We start from the raw sequence: 15,610 nt of genomic DNA, 5'->3' as shown, positions 1-15,610 counted from the left end.
TGTTCTTCACAAGTCACAATGGCCCCGCATTCTTTTGCTTTGGCGATGATGGCTTCTTTATCCAAAGGTTTGATGGTCGCCATATTAAGAAGGCTGGCATTGATTCCTTTTTCTTTGAGTAATCCCACAGCAATCATAGCTTCGTTTACCATCACACCGTTGGCAATGATACAAACGTCTTTTCCTTCGGAGATGACTTCTGCTTTTCCAATTTGGAACTTGTAGTTTTCTCTTTCAATCACAGGGATTGCCGGACGACCCACTCTCACATAAACAGGACCTTTAAAATCTGCAATGGCATGAATGACTTGTTTGGTTTCATTAAAATCAGAAGGACAAATCACAGTCATTTCAGGAATGACTCGCATAATTGCAAAATCTTCAATACACTGGTGAGAAGCACCGTCCTCTCCGACAGTGATTCCCCCGTGAGACGCAACGAGTTTCACGTTTACTTGTGGGTAAACAACACTGTTACGAACTACTTCCCAAGCTCTACCAGATAAAAACATAGCAAAACTAGAAGCAAAAGGTACAAATCCAGAAAGGGCAAGACCTGCCGCATGACCAACTAAGTTTTGTTCAGCGACACCAACGTTAAAAAATCGTTCAGGATATTTTTTCTTAAAATCCGCAGTTTTAGTGGAACCGGAAAGATCCGCATCTAAAACCACGATATCCTGTCTGGAGTCACCTAACTCAACTAAGGCTTCACCGTATGCATCTCTTGTTGCTTTTTTGTCCGCTGTGGATTGGCTAGGTGCTCCCATAATTATCCTTTTTTTAAAGCTTCCGCTTTATCAGTTTTTTCCCAAGTAAAAGTACTACCTGTTCTACCGAAGTGGCCATAAGCCGCTGTTTCTTGGTATTTTCTTCCTTTTCCAAGAAGATCCAAACCATCCACAATTCCTTTCGGAGTGAGTTTGAAGTTTGCTAGAACTCGTTTTGAGATTTCTTCGTCAGAAATAGTTCCTGTTCCGAATGTATCCACAAGAACCGATACAGGTTCTGCAACACCAATTGCATAAGCAAGTTGCACTTCACATTTGTGAGCAAGACCAGCTGCTACAACGTTTTTCGCAATATAACGACCGATATACGCTGCAGAACGATCTACTTTAGATGGATCCTTTCCAGAGAAAGCTCCACCACCATGACGACCCATTCCACCGTAAGTATCTACGATGATCTTACGTCCTGTAAGACCAGTATCACCATGTGGGCCACCAATCTCAAATTTACCGGTAGGGTTGATAAAATAACGAGTGTTCACAAGAAGTTCTTTTGGAATCATTTTTTTGATACATTCCTCAATCACTGCTTCTTCGATTTGTTTGTGAGTCACACCTGGTTTGTGTTGTGTAGAAATCACAACAGTGTCCACTCTCTTTGGTTTTCCATCTTCGTATTGGATGGTTACTTGTGATTTTGCATCAGGACGGAGCCAATCGATTTTGTTTGTATGGCGAAGTTCGGAGAGATGTTCCAAAAGTTTATGAGAGTAATAAAGCGGAGCTGGCATCAGTTCCGGAGTTTCTGCAATCGCAAAACCGAACATAAGACCTTGGTCCCCTGCTCCTTGTTCTACGTGTAAACCCTCTCCTTCGTTGACCCCTTGGGCAATGTCAGGTGACTGTGCGTGCACGTGAGATGCAACCACAGCAAAATCAGCATCGAAGTACATATTGATATCGTTATAACCAATTTTACGAATGACATCGCGAGCCACTTCTTGTGTGTCTACTTTTCCTTTACTGGTGATTTCACCGGCAATGACTACGAGGTTTGTTGTAACAAGAGTTTCACAAGCCACACGAGATTTTGGATCTTGGGCTAAATACGCATCGAGAATGGCATCAGAGATTTGGTCGCAGACTTTGTCCGGGTGTCCTTCAGATACGGACTCGGAAGTGAAGATATAGTTTTTAAGAGAGGACATATTTTTTACCTTACTTGGTTAAACTTTAGATTTTAGGCGGTACGTCAATAGAATTGTCGGGGTATAGTCCACGCACATAGGATTCTAGGGTTTCCGCATTTTTCCCCATGGCAATTTCCAATTTTTTGGCGTATTCGTCCATTTGGCTCTCGGAAAGGCCTTTGGGAACAAAGAACGGCTCCCCGTATTGGATAAAAAGCCGTGCCCCAAATTTAGGGAAAAAATGCCTATCCCAACTTTTGAAAGTGTAAGCCCTGTCATAACAAGAATGCAAATACAGAATGGGAAATCCGGTGAGAGAGGCGGTCACAATGACCCCAGGTTTTACTTCTCGTCTCGGGCCTTTGGGTCCATCCACAGTAAAGATAGGAACAGCACCATGTTTCATTTCTTTTAGGATATTACGGAATGCGCCAGTGCCCCCTCTTGTGGAAGAACCCCGCACCGAACGAAGGTTAGATCGAGCAAAGGTTTGGTGGATGATCTCTCCATCTTTGGATTGGGATACAAGAGCCACCATATCCGCTTTTTTCTTTCGTTTCAAATACTGGGTCGCATGTCTGTAAAGAGAAAGTGTGGTTTCATGAAAAACAGCAATGATATATCCAGAACCTTTTTCAATGGTCTTCGCACTCTCGGCAGGGATGATGAATTTTTGGTTTCGTATAAAAAGATACCAAACTCTGACGATGAAGTGAACCACCCAACTCAAGATGATGTATTTGGTTTTGGAATAGGGTTTTTGTTTGTTGTCTGGAATCAAAAAGAGTGGTCCTTACCGATTTCCCAAAGGACATCGTTTTCATAAATTTTCACTGTAGGTGCCGCACCCGGCTCTGGTTTATTGTGTAACAAAGAATGAATCATGGATTTTGCCACATACTCACCAGGAATCGGTTTGTATTTTTTGAGCCCAAGGAGTCCAAAAGGAATGAGATTACCAAGAAACTCTCCCACTTTCTCCCCCACTCGGACTTCTTCTCTTTCTCCAATGAGAAGAGAGGGCCGAAAGATTCCTAAAAAAGGAAATTGTAGGTTACGTAGTTCTGTTTCAATTTCCCCTTTCACACGATTATAAAATATCGAAGAATTAGGATCCGATCCCATTGCGGTGATGATATAAAATCCTGGAATCTTTTTTGTTTTTGCTTGTTTGGCTGCGAGCAGTGGGTATTCGTAATCGATTTCTTTGAATTTTTCTTGGCTCCCTGCTTTGTTAATTGTTGTACCCAAACAACAAAAAACAGCATCGATTCCATCCGGAATGGAAACTTTCCCCGCTTTAAAATCCTCCCACTGAACCTTTACCACTTCAATGGGAACATTGGGATTGGAGGCAGATTGCGAGTTTCTCGCCCAAACAATTACCTTTTTGATTTGGGGATAAAAAACAAGAGAGAGTAACACTTGTTTACCGATAAGGCCGGTTCCACCAAGGAGTAATATTTTCATTTGATCTCCAAACTACGTGCGAGCATGGAATCGGTAAGATTGAGTCTTTCCTGGAACTGGATTCCTGCAATATGGTAGATTACATTTTTGATTTTTGAGTTTTGAGTCCACATAACAGTTCCTTCAAAGAACATCCGTTTGGTGCCTTTTGCCCAAACGATACTTCCCAAAACTTGGGACTCAATTTCATCGCTGAGTAAGTCATCCTCACCCAAAAAACAAAGGCCTTCTTCCGAAATATTCCCTAACTTTCCGAATAGTGTAATCCCTTCCAAATCTAGATGGACCTCAAATTCAGAAAAGTCACCGGGGGATATTCTTGGAAGCCTTCGCTCACTTTCCATAGCAACAAGGTACAAGGATTCCCATTATTGGAAACGAAAAAAGCAAATTAGAACTGAAAGTAAATGAAAGGAATAGAGTTTTCTGGTGTAGCTAAATTCAAGACAAGAAAGACAATCGGATAGAGGGCAAATTCCAAACTGGCCGGGATTTGTTTCCCTTTTCCCTTTTCAAAGATCAAATAACCAATGGCATGGCCTAAATATAGGAAAAATAGGACCCAAAGGAAGTCTTTCCACATATAAGGCCGGATTTGTCCCGCTTGGAAGGTAAAGATCCCCCGAATGTGAATCCAGGCATTTTCCCAAGTGAGGGAACGAAAAAATACACCCCCAAAAAAGAAAACGGAACTATTAAAAAGATTCTGGAAAAGCCAAAGAGGAGCGTCATACCAATGTTTTGTTGTCGCATTCTCTTTTTTGATCGGGAACCATTCCCGCCAAATTTCTTCCAAAACATAAAAAATTCCGTTGAGAGAACCCCAGAAAACAAAGGTCCACTGGGCTCCGTGCCAAACCCCGCTCACAAACATGGTAAACCAAAGGTTGAATTTTCGTCTTACGGATATTACTCGACTTCCACCCATAGGAATATAAATATAATCGCGTAACCAGGAATTTAAGGTCATATGCCAACGGCGCCAAAAACCAGAGACAGAAGTAGCAAGGAAAGGAAGATTAAAATTGGTGGGAAGTTTATAACCGAGTAACATAGCACTTCCAATGGCCATATCCGAATATCCACTAAAATCTAAATAAACTTGGATTCCACCCAAAACAGCGGCAATGATCAAAGCATAGGCGTGATGACCCGATGGATCTGCATAAATGGTGTCAATGGTAGGAGCCACCATATCGGAAAGGACTGCTTTTTTAAAGTAACCCAAGATAAAAAATCGAATCGCCACACGAAACTCAATGTCTTCCAGTTTTTTGGGACTGTACAATTGCGGCATAAAGGTTCTTGCAGTCACAATCGGACCTGCCACCAGTTGTGGGAAAAAACTCACAAACAAAGCAAACCGAATGAAGTCTTTTTCGGCTGGAATTTCTTTTCTATAAACATCAATGGTATAAGATAAAGATTGGAATGTAAAAAAGGATATTCCCGCCGGGAGAATGATTTTTAGAATAGGCAAAGCATCTGCACCAAACATTGGATTGGTGACTGTATTAATAGAGGTAACAAGAAAGTTATAGTATTTAAAAAATCCCAGAATAAATACTAAATTAGTAATCAAACTAAAGAGTAAGAGATAATACCTTACCTTCTCCCTGGTTTCTTGGCTTAGTTTGAGTCCTACATAGTAGTCGATCGCAGTGGAAAGTAGGATGAGAGCACCAAAGCGGTAATCCCAAGACATGTAAAAGAAATAACTACTAATGAGTAGGAATATATGTAAGATTCGTGTTTCTCTGGATTGGTTGGAAAAAATGGCAGGGAATAAATACCAAACAGTAAAAAAAACGAAGAGAAAGAAGACAAAATATTCAAAATCAGAAAAGATCAATGGGACATGCCTTCTATTCAGACCAGATTCTTCGAAAAAATAACAATGTCAATCATTTCGGCTTGCAGAGGGTTGCAGAATCGCCTAAGATTGGTCTCTAGTTTTTTTAGTTCAGAACTAAGAGGTAAAAAATGAAAAAAATATTAAAAACAGCTCTTGTGGGACTTTTGTCCTTTGGTCTTCTTTCCAATTGTTTTGGAAAATTCGGCGCAATCAAAGCAGTATACTCGTTTAACGGAAACATCCAAATTGGATCAGGTAAACTCGCTAGTTTCTTTCGCTCCTTACTAATGATCTTCCCTCTTTATATTGCATATGGAATTGGAAGTTTCTTAGACATTCTCGTTTTTAACCTGATCGAATTTTGGACAGACCGAAATCCAATCGCAATGGCTGAGTATGACTTTGATGGAAAATTAGTAAAAGAATATTCACAAGATGGCAAAACCATCACTCTTACTTACTCTGAATGGGGAAAGGTTTTGAAAATGGAAGCTCCTACAGAAAAAGGAACAGAAACTGTCTATTTCCTAAAAGACAAACCTGAAAAAGCATTCCGTTTAGTGAATGGCAAATATGTAGAAATCCTCCAAGCGAGTGGACCAATCCTTCCTCCTACAGGCATAAAACAGTTCTAACAGCAACATTGCCCCTAATTTTAGGGGCAATCTATGGCCGATACTTAAACTATGAATCGTTTCTATTTGGTTTCTTTCCTGTTACTCCTTTCTTTCGGATGTGAAACTCCGCAACAGGTAATCACCCCCACTTTTCCTACACATACAGAACAAATCAATCTCAACCGCATCCGGATGATTACCAAATCCGAAGCAGTCCATTCAGAATCCAAAGAAGGGAAAAAACCTTTGGCCCAAGAGCCGGGAGTGAATGTAGAGTATTCGGAAAACAAAATTCCCTTCATCCAGTTGGATTTGTTTTTTGAAGATGCAGGAATTAGTATCATCGAAGAAATCATTGCCGGCACTATTTTAGATCACCATATCATTGTGATAAACCAAAAGGGTGAGATTATCGCCAAACAACCAGTCAACTTTCAAGCGTATGAAATTTTGGAAACAAAAACAGAAGTGATGCGTAACAAAGTGATTGTGGGTGAATCTAAAAAACCAGTAAAGGTGAATAGCACAAGTCCAGAAACTAAAATCTCACGGGAAGCCATTGAAAGACAATATACGGATAGAGACACAGTTCCTCAAGTTTTGGAAATCCAAGATGGAAAAGTTCCAAACCCAGGAGAATACATCAGTATCTATTTAGAACTCACCTTTGTGAACCCACAACTCGAGCCCAATTGTGAATCTTACTCTGGAAACTGTAATGGTCCCAAAGATTATTTTTTTGAAGATGTGACAAGACGCAATCGTAGGGAATTAGATATTTTAAGAAACCGTTATGTGGACGGGGAAGTGGCGCAGTTTCCTAATCTCACAAAAGATGAACAAACAGACTTTAAAACAAATATCAAAACCAAAATGGAATCCACGAATGGTGTGTATGGTCCCAAACACGGATTTACAAAATTTATGTTTCGAGAATGGAACTTAGTTTCTTCTCCGAGATACTTTCGTATTTTGTCTGTGGTAAAAAACGGAAAACAATCCTTACAAGACGATCGAACGGATGAAAAAAAACTAACCGAAGAATCTGGTGAAAATTCCAAATCGGAACATAACGATACCCATTCGATTTTTGATTCTCCAACGCATACAAAACATAAAAAAAGAACGATCCCTACCCCTTAAGTAATGATAACGGGTGATGGGATTTCCAACACCCGCCAAATTATGTTTTAAGCAACCTTTGATTCTTTTTTGCGAACACTGTCAAAACGCACGGTAGAAGCGGTCACTTTGATTCTGGATTTGTTTTCCCCTTCTGGACTTTTCCATCGGTTTTGTTTCAGATTTCCCATCACGGTTACCTTACTCCCTTTTTTTAGGTATTCGACACAGTTCTCTCCCAACTTTTCCCAAGCCTCCACCTCAAAGTAAGACACATCTTCCTTATCCTTACCTTCTTGGTTGTTAGCAGTGTGATTGACTGCCAATGTGAAATTAGCGAGTGACTTACCTCCCGCAATGGTTCTTTCTTCTGGATCTGCGGTTAAATTTCCGTCCAGAATGACATACGATAGATTTTTCATTTGAGTATCCTTAAATCAATTTTCTTAGCCATATAAGACCGGTGCGTTTTTGTACGAGTTGGTTGTAAAAAAAGGCCAATTCCTACTAATTTTATAGAATCAACGATCCACAATTCGCATTTCGGATAGACAACCGAGTGGAACCAGTGAAGAATTTCTTTGTGGGACTTCCCGATTCAGAAATACTCCACCTAGTAACAGCTATTAGCCGTGAATTGGTTTGTTTACACGAACCAGATGGAACTTATATTTATGTGAGTCCTAACTCCGAAAAAATCATTGGTTATCAATCTGAGGAACTTGTTGGCAAAAATCCTTACGATTTTTTTCATCCCGATGAAAGAAGACTGATCCAAGAACGGTCACACCAACCCCTACTTCGTGGGGAAGTAAACATTCATACAACTTTCCGATTTTTGCATAAGAATGGAACCTACATCTGGCTACAGTCTGACAACCGTTTAACGATCCATCCCAACACTGGACAAAAATATTTACATACGTCTTCCAGAGATATTTCTGATAAAATAGATACCGAAACAAATTTGGCACTGGCCGAACGCAGGTTCAAAACGTTGTTCCATGATTCTCCAATTGGACTCGTACTCACTGGAAAACAGGGTTACATCGATGAATCCAATGAGTCCTTTGCCAATTTTTTGGGTTATAAAAGTTATGAAATTGTCGGAAAACATTTTTCGGATATTAGTTCCGTGGATGAACTGGAAGAAAACTTAAAACTGCGAGATGAAGTCCAAAAAGGAATCATCGACAACTATTCCATTGAAAAACAATACATTCATAAATCGGGAAACAAAGTTTGGGCTTATATCACAGTCACTGTCCTTCGGGATGATGGCGGCCATCCCATCCATTACCTGGCACAAATCATCGACATTGATGAAAGAAAAAAATCAGAAACTTTGCTACGCGAAAACAATGAACACCTAAAGGCCGCAACCAATTCTCTCTTAACTCAAAACAAACAACTCCAAGCCTATAACCAAATCATTTCCCACCACTTACGGGCTCCTGTGAGTAACCTAAGAAGTCTTTTGGATTTGATGCAAGAGACAAACCAACTTCCAGAAATCAGAGAATTGGAAGGGCATCTGCAAGAGGTAACCAAAACCTTGGAGACTGTTCTTTCCGAACTCATCACTACATTAAAAATTAAAAATCCAGATTCCTATAAACAGGAATCCCTAAAGATTTCTGAGTCCCTCTCCAATGTGCTGGGACTGATGGAAGGCGAACTGAGAGAGAAAGAAGTCGAAATCCAATCCAATTTTTCGGGAAAAGAGACGGTCTTTTTCTCCAAAGAATTTTTAGAAACGATTTTCCTACATCTTTTGAGCAATTCGATCCGGTTTGCCCATCCCCACAGGAAACTTCGGATTTCGGTAGAATCCTTTGCCGCGGGATCTCAGACGGTAATTTCCTTTTCCGATAATGGAATTGGGATCGATTTAGAGCGTTATGGTGATCAAATTTTTCAGCTTCGAAAGACTTTTCATCGTCAGATAAGTGGGAAAGGTTTGGGGTTATTTTTGATTCAGTACAAAATAGAATCGGTAGGGGGGAAGATTGAGGTGAGTTCCAAACCCGAGGAAGGCGCTACCTTTCTTATGTACTTCCCCGAAGGAAACGAGGCCAAATGACTCCCAAAATTTGTGTCATCGACGATGATAAAATCTACCAATTCACTACTAAGAAGATCATCTCCAATGCAGGAATCAAAGGGGACGTGCTCGTGTTTTCTGACGCGGAAAACGCACTGGATTTTTTTCATACGGAAGTGCAAAATAAAGACCAACTTCCCGATATCATCTTTCTCGATATCAATATGCCCTTTATGGATGGTTGGCAATTTTTAGATGCCTTCGAAAAAATCATCCCTCAGTTTCCAAAAACCATCGAAGTGTTTTTAGTGAGTTCATCTGTAGACACAGCTGATACAGATCGCGCCGCAAAAATTCCGATCATCTCCGGATACATATTCAAACCATTTACGAAAGAAAAACTTTTGGAATCACTTTCACACGTCCAATCTTAGCTTGTCATCATTTTGCTTCGTATATAGAAATGGACGCACCACTTATGGATCAAATACTCACCTGGATTGAAACCTATCCCTTGTCCGCCACACTCGTTGGAGTTTTGTTGTTTTTCGTTCTCGTCTTTATCCGGGATGTGACACAAAAAACGCACACGATTCAGAGAAACTTCCCCATAGTGGGACGGCTCCGTTATTTCTTAGAAATGATCGGACCGGAACTCAGACAGTACTGGGTGGCCAACGATAAAGAAGAACGTCCTTTTGATCGATCGGAAAGAAGTTGGATTTATGCCACAGCCAAAGGCCAAAACAATAACTTTGGATTTGGAACCACAGAAATCCAATACGAACCAGGTTATCCCATCATCAAACACAAAGCCTTTCCTTATCCAGAAGCCAAGGCTTATATTCATAACAAAGATGCCAGTTGTATCCCTTGTCTGAAAGTCATCGGAACCAAACGTAAATTTCCATACAGACCTTATTCCATTGTGAATATCTCCGCTATGTCCTTTGGATCTCTTGGAAAAAATGCAGTGATGGCACTCAACCGAGGAGCGAGAGATTCCGGCGCCTATCAGAACACAGGTGAAGGGGGCTTAAGCCAGTATCATATGGAAGGGGCCGATATGGTTTGGCAAATTGGAACTGGTTACTTTGGTGCGAGAGACCATTCGGGAAAATTTAGTTTGGAAGCTTTAAAAGAGAAAGTAGCCAAGAACCCTTGTGTGAAGATGATCGAAATCAAATTGTCTCAAGGCGCCAAACCAGGAAAAGGTGGAATCCTTCCTGCCAAAAAAGTAAATGCAGAAATTGCAGCCATCCGCCATGTCGAAGAAGGAAAGGATTGTATCTCTCCCAACTCTCATAGCGAGTTTACCAATGTAAAAGAACTCGTACAATTTATTGAAAGGATAGCAGCAGCAACAGGAATCCCTGTGGGAATCAAAAGTGCTGTGGGTGAAATTGAATTTTGGGAAGAGCTGGCCCGCGAGATGAAACAAACATCACAAGGTCCTGATTTTATCACCATCGATGGAGGAGAAGGAGGAACGGGTGCCGCTCCCCTAACCTATGCCGACCATGTTTCTCTCCCTTTCAAAATTGGATTCCAAAGAGTCTACACTCTCTTTCAAAGAGAAGGACTATCGGAACAAATTGTATGGATTGGATCAGGGAAACTCGGATTTCCTGATCGCGCCGTGGTTGCGATTGCCATGGGTTGTGATCTCATCAATATAGCAAGAGAAGCCATGTTATCCATTGGTTGCATCCAAGCACAAAAATGCCATACAGACCATTGTCCGGCCGGCGTCGCCACTCAGAATTGGTGGTTACAACGTGGTGTGGATCCAGAAATCAAAGGCAAACGTGCCGCCAAATACATCCAAGGATTTAGAAAAGAGCTTTTGAGTTTGGCTCACTCTTGTGGATACGAACACCCAGGACAATTCACAGGCCAAGATGTTGAAATTAGTATGGGGATGAATCGATACCAAACCTTAGAAGGTCTACTCGGTTACAAACGAGACGAAGTCAAATTCACTAAACTTCAGGATTATACGGTATTTCCGAAACGACAAGCCTAATGAAAAAACTCTTTTTTGTTCTCCTATTCCTCCACCTAGGTTGTCTTTCAGAGGAGAGGAATATAAAAGCAGAAATTGTAAAAGGTTTTTTAGACCTAAACAACCATTCCTTCACCGATCAACCGTTTGTTGCATTGAATGGGGAATGGAAATTTTTCTGGAATACAGCACCAAACCAAATTCAAGAAACCGATTCCGATTTATTCCTGGACCTTCCGAAACATTGGAATGGATACCAAATGCCATACGGAATGCTTGGGGGTTTTGGACATGCTAGTTTTCGGATCAAACTCAAACTGGCAGACAATCTTTCGGAGCTCATGGCCCTCACCGTCCATGAGCAGGACACTTCGTACGCCATTTATGTTAATGGAAAGTATTTAGGTGGATCAGGGAAACCAGGTCCCAATCCAAACGAATATATACCAGAAGTTAAATCCAGCATTGTTGTTTTGCCGCAAACATCTGACCTCACCATAGACCTCTATGTTGCCAACTATGTACATAGAAAGGGTGGGATTTGGAATGACATCGTCATTTCCCCATACACCAAAGCAGAAAACCGACTCACCAAACGAAAGATTAACGAAACCATGTTATCTTCCGTTCTGACCTTCGTGGGTTTGTTTTTTTTGGTGATGTATTTTTACAATCGTGATGGCAAACACACAGTAGGAATCTTTTTGTTTTCTATCGCCGTTTTGTTTAGAACCATTTCCACTGGGGAAAGAATTTTAATCGAATTTGTCGATATTCCGTATTGGATTTTATTACGATTGGAATATGTTTCTTGGTTCTGGTCGGCTCCACTCCTCTATCATTATTTTTATACCATTTTTCCAGAAGACTTCTCCAAACGAATGGGGACTTTCTTTTATATTCTATCATCCATCTTAACCCTTGGACTTTTGTTACCACCGGTTTATTTCACAGAGACAGCCTCCATTTATCCAATCGCCTTTGTTGCCAACGGTGTTCTTATTTTTGTTTATTTGTATCGTGCTTACAAAAAAAACCGAATGGAATCCAAACTTCTGTTATTTGGAATGCTTTTGGTGCTTGTGGGTGCCACCAATGATGTCTTACACGCAGAATCCTACATCCACACTATGTACATAGCACCTGCGAGCGTGGTGATCTTTGTATTTTTACAAGTCATTACATTTGGTCGCATTGTTCGCCAAAACTTAACCAAAACTCTCGAATTTGCCCAGGAACAAAAACAACTGAGTGGATCTTTTAGTCGGTTTGTTCCAACCGAATTTTTATTCCATTTAGGCAAAACAGATATCCGCCACGTGGACTTAGGAGACCAAGTCCAGAAAAGGATGAGTATCCTTTTTGCTGACATCAGATCCTTTACAGAGTTTTCAGAAACACTCACTCCTAAAGAAAACTTTGATTTTTTAAACAGTTATTTACAACGAGTGGGCCCCATCATCCGACACAACAATGGATTCATTGATAAGTTTATCGGTGATGCTGTTATGGCTCTATTTCCTTATGATATCAATGATGCCATCAAAGCAGCCGTTGAAATGCAAGAGGCCATTCGTATTTACAATAGCCATAGAGCTAACTGTGGTTATATCACTATCGAAGTAGGAATTGGGATCCACACAGGAAATCTCACCTTAGGAATATTAGGGGAACACAAACGAATGGAAGGGACTGTTATCTCTGATGCAGTGAATCTAGCCTCTCGAATTGAAAAGATCACAAAACTCTTTTCTTCACGCATTGTGATCAGTGCGGATACTTTTATCGAAGCCTCCGATGGATTAGGATACCACTACCGGTTACTTGACCGAGTGGCCATCAAAGGAAAAACAGAATCTGTTTTTGTAGTAGAAGTATTAGATGGATACGAACCAGAGAAAACATCTCGACTCATATCTTCTAAAGATGAATATACCTTAGCCCTAGATGCATTTCGCCGAGATGACTTTGAAGAGGCGATTGAAGGATTTACAAAACTTTTAGATCATAACCCCGATGATTCTGTCTCGAGGTTATTTTTAGAACGTAGCCAGGAAGCAAAAGAAAAATCAAAAATGGAATTTGGAAGTTAAGTGAGTTAAGACATTCGTCAAAGTAACGAAACCGACTTCCTTTTCTGGTTGAAACGATACCCAAACGCCAATACAATTCCAAATCCCAAAACCCCGAGTGCCAAATAGGGCTCAGACACACAAACCGAACCACAAGCGACAATTCCAAGAATGAGCGCCACACAAGGAAGCACTGGATACAATGGGGCTTTGTAAGGCCTCGGCATTTCTGGTTCTTTTTTACGCAAAACAAAATAGGAAACTAAACTCAAAATGTACATCCCACAAGCACCTAATGCTGATATGGTGATGAGTTCTGCCGTGTCTAAAAAACACATACAAAAAATACCTAGAACCCCACCACTGAGGACTGCATTTTGCGGAACCAAAGAACCACTACTTAATTTAGAAAGATAGGTAGGTAGATATCCTTCTTTTGCCATCGCATAAACCAACCGCGAGTTTCCAAGGATGATTCCAAAAAGGGATGCGACGAGACCAAACAAACCGATGAAAGTAAATACAAAAGGCCAAACCAAATCATTCCCATATAACTTTTGTAATACATAGGACAATGGGTAATCTAACTCAGCGATTTCTTTGATATCAACCACAGAGGCAGTAAAAACAAAAATAAGCCCCGCCAAACAGAGTAAAGTAAAAATACCAGCCGTGTATCCGATCGGAATGTCCCTGGCAGGATTACGAACTTCTTCGGCGGCCAATGCCACTCCTTCCACTGCCAGAAAAAACCAAATAGCAAAAGGAATCGAAAGAAATACAGAATTCCAAGAGATGGAACTGACTTCAGGCAAAGGAGGAATCCGATCCAAGGAAACATAGGGCACAAGAAAGGCTAAATAGAACAGAAGTCCAAACACCGCCACAAGAGTGACTAGAAGTTCAAACCGAGCGGTTTGTTTGATCCCCGTTAAATTGATTAACAACAACAAACAGAACATAACGATACCAGCACCAAATGCTGGTATAACGGGAAAAAGGAAATGAATGTATCCACCAAGCGCCGAAGCAATGGCAGGTGGTGCGAGTAAAAATTCGACAAGAACCAAATACCCAGTAACTAGTCCAAACAAATCGCCAAGAGCCCGTTTGGCATAGGCAGAAGGTCCACCGGATTGTGGGATACTGGCCGCAAGTTCTGTAAAACAAAGGGCAAATAGCACATAGAAGGTGGCAATCCATCCAACCGCAAAACTAAATTCCCAAAAGCTAGCCTTGGACCATCCAAAATTCCAACCGAAATAATCACCAGAAATGACAAGCCCTACAGCGATGCCCCATAAATGCACAGAATGTAGAACTTTATGCATTTTCCCGTCTTCTTTCATGTTACCTCTTTGTAACAAAACATATCTGTATCAAATTCAAAACAAGAACCAAGTATACAATGAAAAAACAATGTAATATACGAATCAAACTACACCTTTAAGCGACAACTTTTTTCATCGTCCGATTGGGGATGTTTGGCGGGAATCATGTCGAACTCAGCTAAATAATGTCCATTTCTCGTAGTATTTCTGGTAAATACTAAAATTCGGAATTGCAAATGATTCTAAATCCTAATAATATAGGGCAAATACTAAGAACGGACTTAAAAAATGCGAAACATCTATCTAACCTTAATTATACTATTATTTACAATTTTTCCCTTAAGTGCAATACAAACCATCCTTCTCAAACAAGGCAAATCCATCAAAGGGATTGTGACCAACCAGAACGTGGACAATGTCGAAGTAGATACTCAAAACGGAAAACATATGGTGATTTCGAAAAAGTCTGTTTTGAAAATTATCTACAAAGACTTGGCCGAATCAGAAGAAGAAACGATCCGTAAAGAAGAAGAAGAAAAACGTAAAAACGAAAAAGAAAAGGCCATCGCCGCCAAACAAGAAGAGATTCGTAAACGTAGAGAAGAACTAACAAGACAAGAATCAGAAAGAAAAGCAAAAGAAGAAGGTGGCGAAGTGGTTACCCATAGCCTTCGGGATTCCTTTGTTCTTGGTTCCGTTGCCGATGGAAATATGATCACCCTTGCTCCTGACTCGGCAAAGTGTCAAACATATAAAGAGTATTCAGAATTCTTTTGGTTGTTTGGAGCCCTTCGTTTCAAAGAACCAGATTGGTATGAATTACTTCCTAAAGACAACAGACCTGTTCGCATCAAACAAACTTCTACTTGGTCAGATATGGCAATTACACTACTTGGCGGATTTCTCGTCACAATCACCAGTAAAACAATCATCGTCGATGTTTGTGAAGGCAGTGGATACCGTATGGTTTCTGATTCGGAAATCAAACGCATCAAAGACGAAGCTGTGGAACAAATCAGAACCGAACAAGAGTTAAAAGAAGCGGAAGAAAAATACGAGTTGGAACAACTAGAAAAAGATTTAGAAGCTTTGAAGAAGAAGAAGTAATTTTAGGTTGATTCAGATGAATTTGTCAATTTTTCGAATTATTTCCGTTATACGATCCAGAAAGTC

General features: G+C 40.6%; 15 protein-coding genes. 7 read left to right on the top strand and 8 right to left on the bottom strand.

All coding sequences use genetic code 11. From position 1 onward, the window contains the following. The 6 genes from JWG41_RS20175 to JWG41_RS20150 form a co-directional block, all read right to left on the bottom strand. Nucleotides 1-770, bottom strand: a 770-nt coding sequence (locus JWG41_RS20175) for a transketolase family protein (RefSeq protein ID WP_205271420.1), incomplete at its 3' end; no start/stop codon positions are given. Nucleotides 771-772: 2 nt separating this feature from the next. After that, the gene (gene metK, locus JWG41_RS20170) at nucleotides 773-1,939 is read right to left on the bottom strand and encodes a methionine adenosyltransferase (protein ID WP_205271257.1); all 1,167 of its coding nucleotides are present in this window, start codon (nucleotides 1,937-1,939) and stop codon (nucleotides 773-775) included. Between the two features lie 25 nt (nucleotides 1,940-1,964). Next, nucleotides 1,965-2,702, bottom strand: coding sequence for a lysophospholipid acyltransferase family protein (locus JWG41_RS20165; protein ID WP_205271258.1), 738 nt, complete (start codon nucleotides 2,700-2,702; stop codon nucleotides 1,965-1,967). Continuing rightward, on the bottom strand, nucleotides 2,699-3,391 hold the full coding sequence (locus JWG41_RS20160; protein ID WP_205271259.1) for an NAD-dependent epimerase/dehydratase family protein: 693 nt from the start codon (nucleotides 3,389-3,391) through the stop codon (nucleotides 2,699-2,701). The genes JWG41_RS20165 and JWG41_RS20160 overlap by 4 nt, the downstream gene beginning before the upstream one ends. Next, nucleotides 3,388-3,666, bottom strand: coding sequence for a PilZ domain-containing protein (locus tag JWG41_RS20155; RefSeq protein ID WP_232374103.1), 279 nt, complete (start codon nucleotides 3,664-3,666; stop codon nucleotides 3,388-3,390). Before JWG41_RS20155 ends, JWG41_RS20160 begins: the two co-directional genes overlap by 4 nt. A 116-nt stretch (nucleotides 3,667-3,782) precedes the next feature. Beyond that, complete coding sequence (locus tag JWG41_RS20150) at nucleotides 3,783-5,243, bottom strand: MBOAT family O-acyltransferase (RefSeq protein WP_205271261.1); 1,461 nt, start codon at nucleotides 5,241-5,243, stop codon at nucleotides 3,783-3,785. Nucleotides 5,244-5,374: 131 nt separating this feature from the next. Between JWG41_RS20150 and JWG41_RS20145 the strand changes: the two genes are divergently transcribed. Beyond that, entirely contained in the window at nucleotides 5,375-5,881 is a 507-nt protein-coding gene (locus tag JWG41_RS20145; protein WP_205271262.1) for a DUF3332 family protein, read from the top strand. 51 nt (nucleotides 5,882-5,932) lie between these two features. After that, complete coding sequence (locus JWG41_RS20140) at nucleotides 5,933-7,006, top strand: hypothetical protein (protein ID WP_205271263.1); 1,074 nt, start codon at nucleotides 5,933-5,935, stop codon at nucleotides 7,004-7,006. Between the two features lie 47 nt (nucleotides 7,007-7,053). On the opposite strand, the gene JWG41_RS20135 is transcribed toward JWG41_RS20140, so the two are convergent. Continuing rightward, on the bottom strand, nucleotides 7,054-7,407 hold the full coding sequence (locus tag JWG41_RS20135; protein ID WP_205271264.1) for a single-stranded DNA-binding protein: 354 nt from the start codon (nucleotides 7,405-7,407) through the stop codon (nucleotides 7,054-7,056). A gap of 137 nt (nucleotides 7,408-7,544) precedes the next feature. Between JWG41_RS20135 and JWG41_RS20130 the strand changes: the two genes are divergently transcribed. The 4 genes from JWG41_RS20130 to JWG41_RS20115 are packed head-to-tail and all read left to right on the top strand — an operon-like array spanning nucleotide 7,545 to nucleotide 13,127. Further along, complete coding sequence (locus tag JWG41_RS20130; protein ID WP_332461314.1) at nucleotides 7,545-9,068, top strand: PAS domain S-box protein; 1,524 nt, start codon at nucleotides 7,545-7,547, stop codon at nucleotides 9,066-9,068. Next, nucleotides 9,065-9,463 carry a response regulator gene (locus JWG41_RS20125; protein WP_205271265.1) on the top strand — a complete coding sequence of 133 codons (399 nt, stop codon included), beginning with the start codon at nucleotides 9,065-9,067 and terminating at the stop codon, nucleotides 9,461-9,463. The genes JWG41_RS20130 and JWG41_RS20125 overlap by 4 nt, the downstream gene beginning before the upstream one ends. Before the next feature lie 44 nt (nucleotides 9,464-9,507). Beyond that, entirely contained in the window at nucleotides 9,508-11,055 is a 1,548-nt protein-coding gene (locus tag JWG41_RS20120; protein WP_408611792.1) for an FMN-binding glutamate synthase family protein, read from the top strand. Then, complete coding sequence (locus JWG41_RS20115) at nucleotides 11,055-13,127, top strand: adenylate/guanylate cyclase domain-containing protein (protein WP_205271267.1); 2,073 nt, start codon at nucleotides 11,055-11,057, stop codon at nucleotides 13,125-13,127. Before JWG41_RS20120 ends, JWG41_RS20115 begins: the two co-directional genes overlap by 1 nt. A gap of 17 nt (nucleotides 13,128-13,144) precedes the next feature. Here the strand turns inward: JWG41_RS20115 and eat are convergent, their stop codons facing one another. After that, the gene (eat, locus tag JWG41_RS20110) at nucleotides 13,145-14,455 is read right to left on the bottom strand and encodes an ethanolamine permease (RefSeq protein WP_205271268.1); all 1,311 of its coding nucleotides are present in this window, start codon (nucleotides 14,453-14,455) and stop codon (nucleotides 13,145-13,147) included. Nucleotides 14,456-14,725: 270 nt separating this feature from the next. Here eat and JWG41_RS20105 point away from each other — a divergent pair, with 270 nt between their 5' ends. Then, a complete protein-coding gene (locus tag JWG41_RS20105; RefSeq protein WP_205271419.1) occupies nucleotides 14,726-15,544 on the top strand; it encodes an LA_0442/LA_0875 N-terminal domain-containing protein in 819 nt (272 codons plus the stop codon). Nucleotides 15,545-15,610 lie beyond the last annotated feature (66 nt).

This window comes from Leptospira chreensis, from assembly GCF_016919165.1.
Taxonomy (GTDB): domain Bacteria; phylum Spirochaetota; class Leptospiria; order Leptospirales; family Leptospiraceae; genus Leptospira_A; species Leptospira_A chreensis.
The sequence above is the reverse complement of the archived record's forward strand: the minus strand, read 5'-3'. Positions and strand labels throughout refer to the sequence as shown.

What these genes read in the sequence shown, in the direction of transcription:
- JWG41_RS20140 (WP_205271263.1), top strand. Translation starts at nt 5,933, where the DNA reads ATGAATCGTTTCTATTTGGTTTCTTTCCTGTTACTCCTTTCTTTCGGA.
- metK (WP_205271257.1), bottom strand. Translation starts at nt 1,939, where the DNA reads ATGTCCTCTCTTAAAAACTATATCTTCACTTCCGAGTCCGTATCTGAA.
- JWG41_RS20160 (WP_205271259.1), bottom strand. Translation starts at nt 3,391, where the DNA reads ATGAAAATATTACTCCTTGGTGGAACCGGCCTTATCGGTAAACAAGTG.
- JWG41_RS20115 (WP_205271267.1), top strand. Translation starts at nt 11,055, where the DNA reads ATGAAAAAACTCTTTTTTGTTCTCCTATTCCTCCACCTAGGTTGTCTT.
- JWG41_RS20105 (WP_205271419.1), top strand. Translation starts at nt 14,726, where the DNA reads ATGCGAAACATCTATCTAACCTTAATTATACTATTATTTACAATTTTT.
- eat (WP_205271268.1), bottom strand. Translation starts at nt 14,455, where the DNA reads ATGAAAGAAGACGGGAAAATGCATAAAGTTCTACATTCTGTGCATTTA.
- JWG41_RS20145 (WP_205271262.1), top strand. Translation starts at nt 5,375, where the DNA reads ATGAAAAAAATATTAAAAACAGCTCTTGTGGGACTTTTGTCCTTTGGT.
- JWG41_RS20120 (WP_408611792.1), top strand. Translation starts at nt 9,508, where the DNA reads ATGGATCAAATACTCACCTGGATTGAAACCTATCCCTTGTCCGCCACA.
- JWG41_RS20125 (WP_205271265.1), top strand. Translation starts at nt 9,065, where the DNA reads ATGACTCCCAAAATTTGTGTCATCGACGATGATAAAATCTACCAATTC.
- JWG41_RS20135 (WP_205271264.1), bottom strand. Translation starts at nt 7,407, where the DNA reads ATGAAAAATCTATCGTATGTCATTCTGGACGGAAATTTAACCGCAGAT.